The organism is Micromonospora sp. NPDC003776 (assembly GCF_053605645.1).
On the sequence record NZ_JBSGJR010000183.1, the window covers coordinates 1 to 11,237 of the forward strand.

Sequence of the window (11,237 nt, forward strand, 5' to 3'; positions counted from 1 at the left end):
GCCGGCCCTCGCCGCCCCAGTGGACGACCCGACGGCCGGCGCGCAGGCCGCCGGTCCCGGCGGCCGGGGCACCCGCACCAGCACCGGTGGCCGCCCCGCGTCGTCCGCCGCCGCCGCGGCCAGCGCCGCCCGCCCGGCCGCCCAGGTGGCCGCGGCCGCTCCCGCCTCCGTCGGCTACCTGCGCGAGCGCTACGGCGTCTCGGCGACCGAGGCCGCCCGGCGGCTCGCCCTGCAGGAGTTCTCCGGCCCGCTCGCCGACCGGCTGGCCGCCGACCAGCCCGACACGTACGGGGGCATGTGGCTGGACCAGACGGCCGGCGGGGTGCTGGTCGTCGCGGCCACCGACCCGGCCGCCGTGCGCGCGGCCGTCGCCGGCGCGCCCGACGCCGCGCACGTGCGGGTGGTGGCGGTACGGCACTCGCTGCACCGGCTCACCGACGCCGCCGACCGGCTGGCCGCGGCACTCGGCGGAACCCCGGGCGAGGACGTGGTGGTGGACCTGCGGCGCAACGCGCTGGCGGTGCTCACCGGGGGGCGGATCACCGCCGCGGACAGCCGCCTGGCCGAGGCGCTCGCCGCCGCCGGCGTACCCGCGACGGCCCGGCCCCGCCCGGCGGGCGTGGTGCCGAAGGCGTGCGACCCGCGCTACTGCGCGCAGGCGCCGATGCGCGGCGGCATCCGGCTGGACGTGCCGCGCGACGACGGCACGGTCGGCGGCTGCACGGTCGGCTTCAACCTCCGCTCCCGGATCGGGAAGTGGTACGTCCTGACCGCCGGGCACTGCGTGGTCGGCGGCCGGCACCAGCACGTCGACACCACGTGGCACCAGTTCCTCGGGCCGAAGGTGCCGGTCTCGGTCGAGTCGACCGCCCCGGTGCTGGCCGAGAACGCCTACCCGAACGACTACGCGATCATGCCGTACCAGGCCGGGGCGCTGGACCGCTGGAAGTACCCGGCCGCCGCCGGCCCGAGCCTGGTCAACTACTGGTGCGTGGCCGACAACCCGAACTGCACCACCAGCCGGGACGTGTCGATCACCGGGTACGTGCCGTACAGCGCGATCCAGCTCGGCTGGGTGGTCTGCGCGACCGGCTCCGCCTACACGCCGAAGTCCGGCGAGGTGTACGTCGACTCCGGCGCCGGCGCCGGCTACCTGCCCGGCACCCGGTGCGGCGAGATCGACGGCAAGTCCGGCGGCGGCATCGACGTGCGGATCTGCGCCCGCGCGGGCGACAGCGGCGGCCCACTCTTCACCGAGTCCGACGGCAAGGCGCTGGGCATCCTCTCCGACGGCGACCCCGGCTCGGGCCCGTGCACCAACGCGGACGAGCACAACCACTACGCCCCGGTCTCCACCATCCTGGCCCGGGTCAACGCGTCCCAGGGCCCCGGCTACTTCCAGCTCGCCACCCGGGGCCCGGGGACCGGCCTGATCGCCCGCTGACCGCCCCGCCGGCCGTCGGGTCGCACCGCGGCACCGGCCGCGTCGCGACGCGACGGCCGCGGCGGGCAAAGCTGTGGAGCGATCCGTCACCGGATGCCTACGATCGGGCGATGACCGATACGGCGAGGACGGCCCGCGCCGGCGTCCCCGAACGTCCCACCCTGGACGGCATCGAGGAGACCTGGGCGCGCCGCTGGCAGGAGGACGGGACCTACGCGTTCGACCGGAGCAAGGAGCGGTCCGACGTGTACGCCATCGACACCCCGCCGCCGACCGTATCGGGCGAGCTGCACATGGGGCACGTCTTCTCGTACACGCACACCGACGCGGTGGCCCGGTTCCAGCGGATGCGCGGCCGCACCGTCTTCTACCCGATGGGCTGGGACGACAACGGCCTGCCCACCGAGCGCCGGGTGCAGAACGTGTACGGGGTGCGCCCCGACCCGGCCCTGCCGTACGACCCGGACTGGCGGCCGCCGGCCACTCCGGTGACCGACGAGGCCCGGAAAGACCCGACCACGATCTCCCGGCGCAACTTCATCGAGCTGTGCGAGCTGCTCACGGTGGAGGACGAGCAGGTCTTCGAGGCGCTGTGGCGGCGGCTCGGGCTGTCGGTGGACTGGTCGCTGACGTACAACACGATCGGGCGGGTGGCCCGGGCGACCAGCCAGCGGGCGTTCCTGCGCAACCTGGCCCGGGGCGAGGCGTACCAGGCCGAGGCGCCGACGCTCTGGGACGTCGGGTTCGCCACCGCGGTCGCCCAGGCGGAGCTGGAGGACCGGGAGCGCCCCGGCGCGTACCACCGGCTGCGGTTCCACGCGCCGGACGGCCGGGACGTGCTGATCGACACCACCCGGCCGGAGCTGCTGCCGGCCTGCGTGGCGCTGGTCTGCCAGCCCGGCGACGAGCGGTACGCGGACCTGGTCGGCAGGTCGGTGCGTACCCCGGTCTTCGGGGTCGAGGTGCCGGTGCGCGCGCACCCGCTGGCGGACCCGGCCAAGGGCACCGGCATCGCGATGGTCTGCACCTTCGGCGACCTGGCCGACGTGACCTGGTGGCGGGACCTGGAGTTGGACACCCGGGTGGTGATCGGCCGGGACGGCCGGCTGCTGCCCGAGGCGCCGGCCGGCGTGCCGGCCGAGCCGTACGCGGCGCTGGCCGGGCAGACCGTGAACGGCGCCCGGCGGACGGTCGTGGCGCTGCTGGCCGACGCCGGCGACCTGGTCGGCGAACCGCGCCCGATCACCCATCCGGTCAAGTTCTACGAGCGCGGCGACCGGCCCCTGGAGATCGTCTCCACCCGGCAGTGGTACCTGCGCAACGGCGGCCGGGACGCCGGCCTGCGGGAGGAGCTGCTGGCCCGGGGGCGGGAGCTGCGCTGGGTGCCGGAGCACATGCGGCACCGCTACGAGCACTGGGTGGGCGGCCTGACCGGCGACTGGCTGGTCAGCCGGCAGCGGTTCTTCGGCGTGCCGGTGCCGGTGTGGTACCGGCTCGACGACACTGGCGAGCCGGACTGGTCCCACCCTCTCACGCCGGACGAGTCGATGCTCCCGGTCGACCCGTCGAGCGAGCCGCCGCCCGGCTACGAGGAGGCGCGGCGCGGGGTGCCGGGTGGCTTCGTCGGCGACCCGGACGTGCTGGACACCTGGGCCACCTCGTCGCTGACCCCGCAGATAGTCGGCGGCTGGGAGACCGACCCGGACCTGTTCCGCCGGGTCTTCCCGATGGACCTGCGCCCGCAGGGGCACGACATCATCCGGACCTGGCTCTTCTCCACCGTGCTCCGCTCGCACCTGGAGTTCGGCGTGCTGCCGTGGCGGGACGTGGAACTCTCCGGCTGGATCCTGGACCCGGACCGGAAGAAGATGTCCAAGTCCAAGGGGAACGTGGTGACCCCGATGGGGTTGCTGGAGCAGCACGGCTCGGACGCGGTCCGCTACTGGGCGGCCAACGGCAAGCCCGGCATGGACCTCTCCTTCGACCCGGCGCAGATCAAGGTGGGGCGGCGGCTCGCCACCAAGCTGCTCAACGCGTCGAAGTTCGCCCTCGGGCTGGGGGCCGCCGACGCGCTGCGCGCGCCGGCGACGGAACCGCTGGACACCGCCATGCTCGCCGAGCTCTCCGGCGTGGTCGCCGCCGCGACCACCGCCTTCGACGGGTACGACCACACGGCCGCCCTGATGGCCACGGAGGCGTTCTTCTGGCGGTTCTGCGACGACTACATCGAGCTGGTGAAGGAGCGCGCCTACGGCACCGGGCCGGGGGCCGACTCGGCCCGGGCGGCGCTGGCGACCGCGCTGTCGGTGCAGCTGCGGCTCTTCGCGCCGGTGCTGCCCTTCGTCACCGAGGAGGTCTGGTCCTGGTGGCGGTACGGCTCGGTGCACCGGGCGACCTGGCCCACCACGTACGAGGTGGGCCGGGCGGTGCAGGGGCCGGGTGACCCGGAGCTGCTGCGGCTGGCCGCGGACGCGTTGGGTCAGGTGCGCCGGGCCAAGTCGGAACGGAAGCTGTCGATGAAGGCGGAGGTGCCGCTGGCCGAGGCGCTCGGCCCGGCCGCCCTGCTCGACCGGCTCACCCTGGTCGCCGACGACCTCCGCGCGGCCGGTCGGATCGCCAAGCTCGACCTTCTCCCCGACCGCACCCCCGAACTCGTCATCGCCTGCGCCTTCTGAGGTGCAAGGAAGGGCCCCCTGTTAACGCCTGGCGTAGAACAGGGGCCCTTCTTAACGCGCACGCCGCCAGGGAGGCACGGCCGACGGCGGGACCGGGAGTGTTAAGAGGGGCCCCTTCCTCTACCGGAGGCGTTAAGAAGGGGCCCTTCCTTTCAGCTCGTTTCGCCGGCCACGCTGAAGGAGCGGAGGCGGTCGATGGCGAGCACCGTGAAGCCGACCACGACCAGGCCGGTGAGGACCGCGGCGACCGGCACGGAGACGGTGGTTCCGAGCAGGGCGGTGGGGGCCATCTTGTCGGCGAGCGCGATCACCCACTGCTGGATGGAGAGCACCTTGGTGCCGTCCACGAACCGGCCCAGCAGCCCCTCCCAGATCAGCACGTAGACCAGGCCGAGCAGCACCGGCCGGCGGGTGAGCAGGCTCAGCGCCAGGAACAGCGCCGAGTACGCCAGCGCGCCCAGCGCGGACGCGGCGGCGAGCGCCAGTCCGAGGCGTACGGAATGGGCGAGCACGCCCGCGACGTAGAGCGGGACGGCGACGGTGACCGCGCTGACCCCGGCCGCCACCACCAGCTTCGGCAGCACGATCTGCCAGCGCGGCAGCGGCTTGGTGAGGATGTGCACCACCGTGCCGTCGTCGATCTCGGCGCCGAGCACCCCGGTGCCCACGATCAGGGCGACCACCGGCAGCACCACGGCGAGCCCGAGGCCGACCAGCACCGGCGGGCCCCACTGGCCCGGGTCCACGCCGAGCGAGCGGGAGAGGATCGCCAGCGCCAGCAGCAGCGCGGGCAGCGGGAGCAGCAGCAGGAACCGGCGCCGGCCGAAGAGTCCGCGCGCGGTGATCCAGGTAACCGTCGACATGGGTCAGCTCCCCACCAGGTAGGAGAAGACGCTCTCCAGCGATTCGTCCTCGGGCGTCAGCGACCGGACCCGGACGCCCCGGGCCAGCGCGATCTTCGGCAGCGCCCGGGTGAAGGCGCCGTAGTCCCCGGCCCGGACGGTCAGCCCGTCCCGGCCCAGCTCCACCCCGGTCACCGACTCCTCGGCGATCAGCGCGACCGCGAGCGCCCGGTCGTCGGTGGAACGGACCCGGAACACGTGCGGCCGGTTGGTCATCAGCCGGCGGATGGTCCGGTAGTCGCCCGAGGCGGCCAGCCGGCCGGCGACCATCACCTGCACGGTGCCGGAGACCTGCTCGACCTCCTCCAGGATGTGCGAGCTGAACAGGATGGTCCGGCCGGCGTCGCCGAGCCGGTGCAGCAGGGCCATCATGTGCAGCCGCTGGCGCGGGTCCATCCCGTTGAACGGCTCGTCCAGCAGCAGCACGTCCGGGTCGTGCACGAGCGCGGCGGCCACCCGGGTGCGCTGCCGCATCCCCTTGGAGTACGTGCCGATCCGCCGGTCCTGCGCGTCGGCCATCTCCACCAGGTCGATGGCCCGCCGGGCCGCCGCCTCCGGGTCGGGCAGCCGGTGCAGCTTCGCGCTGGCCAGCACGAACTCGTACGCGGTGAGGAAGGTGTGCACCGCCTCCCGCTCGCTGACCAGGCCGAGCCGGCGGTAGACCGCCGGGTTGCGCCAGGTGGGCGCGCCGTCCAGGGTGACCGCGCCCCGGGACGGGGCGAGGAAGCCGGCCATCATGTGCAGCAGGGTGGTCTTCCCCGCGCCGTTCGGCCCGAGCAGGCCGGTCACCCCCGGCCCGAGCCGCATGGTGACGTCGTTGACCGCCACCACGTTGCCGTACCAGCGGGAGACGCCGGCGAGGTCGAGGGCGGCGGCGGGCGTGGTCGGGGCCGCCGGCTCCGCGCTGATCGTGGTCATCGGGCGGCCACCTTCCGGTATCGCAGCAGCAGCAGGGCGACGCAGCCGGCCACCAGCAGCACGGCGACGGCCACGTAGACCGGCCCGAAGCCGCCGATCTGATCTTCGTTCTGTCCACCGGGTACGAGCAGGTCGCCGAGGGTGTACTGGCCGACAGCATGGATCAGGGCGGTGGGCGAGCCGAGCATCGCCAGCTCGTTGACCGTCCGGGACGGCATGATCGACAGGATGCCGACGATCGGGGCGGTCATCAGGAACACCGCCACGATGCCGCCGGCCGCGAACGCCCGCTTGCCGGTGAGCGAGGCGATGAGCAGCCCGACCGAGGCGAAGACCACCGCCCACAGCGCCGCGTAGAGCAGGCCGGGGAGCAGGTCGCCCAGCTCGGTCCAGACCCCGTGCAGCCCGTCCTTGGTGGTGAACGCCGCGCCGAGGAACATCACCAGCTGCGGCGCGCCGAGCAGCAGCCAGAGGGCGCTGACCATCGCGCCGAGCTTGGCCAGGGCGTAGTCGCCCCGCGGCAGCGGCCGGGAGAAGTAGAGCGGCAGCACGCCGCTGAGCAGGTCGCGGGAGACCAGCTCCGGCCCGACCACCGCGACGAAGAAGATGACCAGCCAGCTCATCGCGTCCGCGAACTGCGCGTACGTCATGACCACCTGGCCGGTCTGGGTCCGCACGGCGGTCAGGCCGGCGGCGACCACCAGCACGATGCCCATGACCAACCAGGGAAAGATCTTCGCCTTGGCGGAGCGGCCCAGCCCGAAGGCGGTCCGCAGGCCGTGTACGTAGAGCGCGCCGAAGACGTGCCGGCGGCCCAGCCGCGGACCCGTGTAGCGCTGGTAGCCGATGTCGTGGATGACGCCGGTCGGCTCAGACATGGCTGGGCTCCCTCGTCGCGAAGAGTTCGGCCACCCGGTGCCGGCGCTGGTCCAGCCGGTGCAACGGCAGGTCCAGCTCGGCGACCGCGCCGATGATCTGGTCGTAGGTGGCGTCGTCGGCGAGCGGGACGAGCAGCAGCCGGCCGTCCCGGGACACCGGCAGGCCGAGCCCGGCGAGCCGGGCGGCGAGCTCCTCCGTACCCTCGCTCACCTCGACGGCGAGCACGTCGGTGGCCGAGGTCATCGCGGCGACCCGGTCGGCGCGCAGCAGTCGGCCGCCGTCGATGGCGACCAGCGTGTCGCAGATCCGCTCCACCTCGCCGAGCAGGTGCGAGCAGACCAGCACGGAGATGCCGAACTCGGTGCCGATCCGGTGGATGAGCGCCAGCATGGCGTCCCGCCCCGCCGGGTCGAGGCCGTTGGTCGGCTCGTCGAGGAGCAGCAGGTCCGGGTCGTGCACGAGGGCCTGGGCCAGCTTGACCCGCTGTTTCATGCCGGTGGAGTAGCCACCGACGGCGCGGTGGCGCTCCTCGTGCAGCCCGACGTGGCGCAGCGCCTCGGAGGCGCGTTCCCGGGCGACCGTCCGCGGCAGGCCGCTCATCCGGCCGAGGTGGGTGACCAGCTCGGCGGCGGAGAGGTCGGGCGGGAGGGCGTCGTGTTCGGGCATGTAACCGACCCGGGCGCGGACGGCCGCGGGATCGGTGGTGGGGTCGAGGCCGAGCACGGTGACCCGACCACTGGTCGGGGCGAGCAGGCCCAGCAGGATCTTGATGAGCGTGGACTTGCCGGCGCCATTGGCGCCGACCAGCCCGATGATCCCCGGCTCGACCGACACCGTGAGGTCGGTCAACGCGGTGACCCGTCCTCCGTACGTCTTGGTCAGCGACTCGGTCGCGAGCAGTGTCACGACCCCCAGCGTAGGCAGTCGGGGCAGCCCCCGGGACCGACTGCGACCCCGGCGATTCCCTGATCCCCGGCGAGCCGGCCCCCTAGGTGCCACTCCCACCAGGTGAACTGTTGGTAACGAACCTGCAACCGAAGACGCCCGTCAGGCGTCCACCATGGGGAGACGGCGTCGCGACCGGGCGGAGCCGGAACGATCACATCGGGGGAATCACATGGTCGTCGGTGCGGAGTGTCCCAAGGTGAGCGTGGTGGTGCCCGCCCACAACTGCGGACCGCACCTCGACGGCCTGGTCACGTCGCTGGAGCGCCAGTCGCTGCCGCCGGGCGAGTTCGAAGTGATCTTCGTCGACGACGGTTCGACCGACGACACCCCGCGGCGCCTGGACGAGCTGGCCGCCACCCACCCGCACATCCACGTGGTGCACCAGGAGAACTCGGGGTGGCCGTCCCGGCCGCGCAACGTCGGCGTGGAGCGGGCCCGGGGCGAGTACGTCTTCTTCGCCGACGACGACGACTGGTTCGCCGACGAGGCGCTGGAACGGCTCCACGCCTGCGCCCGGACCTACGACGCCGACATCGTGGTCGGCAAGATGGCCGGGCACCGGCGCAGCGTCCCCCGCGAACTGTTCCGCAAGAACCGGTTCGACGCCACCCTGGCCAACGCGCCGCTGATCGACAGCCTGACCTGCCACAAGCTGTTCCGCCGGGCGTTCCTCGACAAGCACGGGCTGCGGTTCGCCGAGGGGTGGCCCCGCCGGCTGGAGGACCACCGCATGGTGGTGCGGGCGTACCTGCTCTCCGGGCGGACCTGCGTGCTGGCCGACTACACCTGCTACCACCACCAGCGGCGGGTGGACGCGGGCAACGTGACCGCCACCCGGCTCGACCCGGTCGAGTACTACGCCGGCCTGCGCGAGGCGCTGGACATCGTCGACGCCCACGTGCCGCCCGGTGCCCTGCGCGACCGGCTGCACCGACGGTGGCTGCGCAACGAGATGGTGGAGCGGCTGCGCGGACGCCGGATGACCGACGCCCCGCAGGAGTGGATCGAGCACGTCGGCGGGGAGATCCGCCAGATCATCCGGGAGCGGTTCGCCCCGGGCGTCGCCGCCGGCCTGCCGCCGCTGCAGCGGGCCATCGCGTCCCTCGCCGAACAGGGGCGGGTGGCCGACCTGCGCCGGCTGGCCGAGTGGGAGGCGGGCGTCCGGGCGCACGCTTCGGTGGGGAGCTGGGCGGTCTCGGGGTGCACGGTCACCCTCACCTTCGACGCCGAACTCCACGCCGGGGACGCGCCGATGCGGTTCGGCGCCGACGGCCGGGACCTGCCGGTGTTCCCGGTGGACGGCGTCGAGCCGCCGCCCGGCGCCGCCCCCGCCGGCCGGCCCAGGGTGGACCTCGTCGCCCGGCACCGGGAGACGCAGGAGGAGATCTTCCTGCCGGCCACCGTCGACACCGAGCGGGTATCCGAGGGGGACGTCCTGCGGATCCGGCACCGGGTGACCGCCACGGTCGACTTCGCCACGGTGAACGGCGGCCGGACCCGGGGCGCCTGGCGGCTCAAGGCCCGGGTGACCGGCGCGGGGTGGACCCGGGACGCCGGGCTGCCGCTGCTCGTGCACTGCGCCGCCGACGGCGCCCCGCCGCGGGTGGAGAACGAGCGGGCCTTCTGGGCCCGGCTGCGCCGGGTGGTGGCCCGGCGGCTGGGCCGTCGACCGGTCCCCCCGGCGCCGGTGCTGATCGCCTGACGCAGGAACGGGTGGGGGCGGGGGCGGGGGCTGACGAGCGCCGCCGTCCGGGGTGAGCGGCCCGCCGTGTGGTGCGGTGCCCGCCGCCCGGGTGAGCCGGCGCCCCGGCTGCGCCTCCGCGAGCGGCCGGCAGGGAGTGGCGCTCTCGACCGATCGCCGGTCGGCTGCGAAACTGTGGGCCGGTCGGTGAGTTGGGGGTTCGATGAGCAACGGCTGGGTGCTTCCCGAGGACGTGCTGCGGGACGCGCCGACGTACGCGCCGCGCACCGGTGAGCTGGCCGATCTCGAGTTGCTGCTGATCGGGGCGTACGCCCCGCTGACCGGGTTCATGACCCGTCCGGACCTGGTCTCGCTGAGCCGGCGTGGCCGGCTCCACGACGGCACGCCCTGGCCGGTGCCGGTGACCCTCCAGGTGCCCGCGGCGCTCACCGAGGGGCTGGTGCTGGACGACCCGCTGCGCCGGGCGCTGGTGCTCACCGACGGCGAGGGCGCGCCGGTGGCCGCCATGGACGTGACCGACGTGTGGCCGGTCCGGGACGGGATCGTCGGCGTGGGCGGCGCGGTACGCCGCCTGGGCGACGGCTTCCACGGGCCGTTCCAGCGGCTGCGGCGCAGCCCCGAGGAGGTCACCGCGCTGTTGCCGCCGGGGCGGGTGCTCGGCGTCTTCGCCGACCGGCCGCTGCACCGGCCGCAGCTCGCGCAGATCGCCCACGCCGCCCGCACCCTCGGCGCCCACCTGCTGGTGATGATCCCGGTCGGCGAGGAGTCGGTCGGCGGGCTGCCCGCCGAGGCGCTGGTCCGCAGCGTGTTCGCCGCCCGGGACCGGATGCCCCCGGCCACCCTGGTGGCGGTGCCACTGGCCCGCCGGCGGGACGAGATCAGCGACGCCCTGCTGCGCGCCCGGGTGGCCGCCGCGTACGGCGTGACCCACCTGCTCTCCACCGAGGGCATGCTCTCCGGGGCCGGGCTGCGGGTGCTGGTGCCCCGCGAGCTGGCGTACGACAACCGGGACGGGCAGTGGCGGTGGCGCGAGGACATCCCGCCGCGCAACCGGCGGCTGGCGCTCAGCCAGGACGAGATCGAGGACCTGCTGGACCGGGGCTTCCCCCTGCCCGAGTGGCACACCCCGCCGGCGGTGGCCAAGGAGCTGGCCCGGGCCCGCCCGCCGCGCCGGCACCGGGGTCTGGTCATCTTCCTGACCGGCCTCTCCGGCTCCGGGAAGTCGACCATCGCCCGCGGCCTGGCCGATCTGCTGCGCGAGGGCGGCGACCGTACCGTCACCCTGCTCGACGGGGACGTGGTGCGCCGGCAGCTCTCCGCCGGGCTGGGCTTCAGCAAGGCCGACCGGGACGCCAACGTCCGACGGATCGGCTGGGTGGCCGCGGAGATCGCCCGGCACCACGGGTTGGCCATCTGCTGCCCGATCGCCCCGTACGCGGCGGCCCGCGCGGCCGCCCGGGAGATGGCGCACGCCGCCGGGGCCGGCTTCCTGCTGGTCCACGTCGCCACTCCGCTGGAGGTGTGCGAGCTGCGCGACCGCAAGGGCCTGTACGCCCGCGCCCGGGCCGGCCTGCTCACCGGGATGACGGGAGTCGACGACCCGTACGAGGAACCGGCCGACGCGGACCTGGTGGTGGACACCACCGACCTGACGGTCGAGGAGGCGGTGCAGCGGGTGATGGACCACCTCACCGAGACCGGTTGGGTGGAGCCCCGCCTCCAGTCCGCCTGATCAGCACCGCCGGCCGCCGCCGTCCCCGCCCGGGGCC

The 11,237-nt window shown here is 74.4% G+C and carries 8 protein-coding genes; 4 read left to right on the plus strand and 4 right to left on the minus strand.

What is annotated here, in order from left to right:
• Both ACWEVO_RS16905 and valS read left to right on the plus strand, forming a co-directional pair.
• A partial coding sequence (locus ACWEVO_RS16905; protein WP_452308459.1) for a trypsin-like serine protease occupies positions 1-1,444 on the plus strand: 1,444 nt, incomplete at its 5' end.
• A 110-nt stretch (positions 1,445-1,554) separates the two neighbouring features.
• Complete coding sequence (gene valS / locus ACWEVO_RS16910) at positions 1,555-4,119, plus strand: valine--tRNA ligase (RefSeq protein ID WP_452308460.1); 2,565 nt, start codon at positions 1,555-1,557, stop codon at positions 4,117-4,119.
• Positions 4,120-4,271: 152 nt separating this feature from the next.
• On the opposite strand, the gene ACWEVO_RS16915 is transcribed toward valS, so the two are convergent.
• From ACWEVO_RS16915 to ACWEVO_RS16930, 4 genes are read right to left on the minus strand one after another with little or no spacing between them, the layout of a single operon-like run.
• A complete protein-coding gene (locus ACWEVO_RS16915; RefSeq protein WP_452308461.1) occupies positions 4,272-4,982 on the minus strand; it encodes an ABC transporter permease in 711 nt (236 codons plus the stop codon).
• Positions 4,983-4,985: 3 nt separating this feature from the next.
• Complete coding sequence (locus tag ACWEVO_RS16920) at positions 4,986-5,939, minus strand: ABC transporter ATP-binding protein (RefSeq protein WP_452308462.1); 954 nt, start codon at positions 5,937-5,939, stop codon at positions 4,986-4,988.
• On the minus strand, positions 5,936-6,817 hold the full coding sequence (locus ACWEVO_RS16925) for an ABC transporter permease (RefSeq protein ID WP_452308463.1): 882 nt from the start codon (positions 6,815-6,817) through the stop codon (positions 5,936-5,938). Before ACWEVO_RS16925 ends, ACWEVO_RS16920 begins: the two co-directional genes overlap by 4 nt.
• Positions 6,810-7,724, minus strand: a complete 915-nt coding sequence (locus ACWEVO_RS16930; RefSeq protein WP_452308464.1) for an ABC transporter ATP-binding protein — start codon at positions 7,722-7,724, stop codon at positions 6,810-6,812. The genes ACWEVO_RS16925 and ACWEVO_RS16930 overlap by 8 nt, the downstream gene beginning before the upstream one ends.
• A 238-nt stretch (positions 7,725-7,962) precedes the next feature.
• Here ACWEVO_RS16930 and ACWEVO_RS16935 point away from each other — a divergent pair, with 238 nt between their 5' ends.
• Together ACWEVO_RS16935 and cysC are read left to right on the plus strand one after the other, a co-directional pair.
• Entirely contained in the window at positions 7,963-9,468 is a 1,506-nt protein-coding gene (locus ACWEVO_RS16935; RefSeq protein WP_452308465.1) for a glycosyltransferase family 2 protein, read from the plus strand.
• Between the two features lie 202 nt (positions 9,469-9,670).
• Positions 9,671-11,200, plus strand: a complete 1,530-nt coding sequence (gene cysC, locus ACWEVO_RS16940) for an adenylyl-sulfate kinase (protein ID WP_452308466.1) — start codon at positions 9,671-9,673, stop codon at positions 11,198-11,200.
• The last annotated feature ends 37 nt before the right edge of the window (positions 11,201-11,237 follow it).

Excerpts from the sequence above, each read along its gene's own strand:
- ACWEVO_RS16915 (WP_452308461.1), bottom strand. The coding sequence starts at position 4,982 with ATGTCGACGGTTACCTGGATCACCGCGCGCGGACTCTTCGGCCGGCGC.
- ACWEVO_RS16925 (WP_452308463.1), bottom strand. The coding sequence starts at position 6,817 with ATGTCTGAGCCGACCGGCGTCATCCACGACATCGGCTACCAGCGCTAC.
- cysC (WP_452308466.1), top strand. The coding sequence starts at position 9,671 with ATGAGCAACGGCTGGGTGCTTCCCGAGGACGTGCTGCGGGACGCGCCG.
- ACWEVO_RS16920 (WP_452308462.1), bottom strand. The coding sequence starts at position 5,939 with ATGACCACGATCAGCGCGGAGCCGGCGGCCCCGACCACGCCCGCCGCC.
- valS (WP_452308460.1), top strand. The coding sequence starts at position 1,555 with ATGACCGATACGGCGAGGACGGCCCGCGCCGGCGTCCCCGAACGTCCC.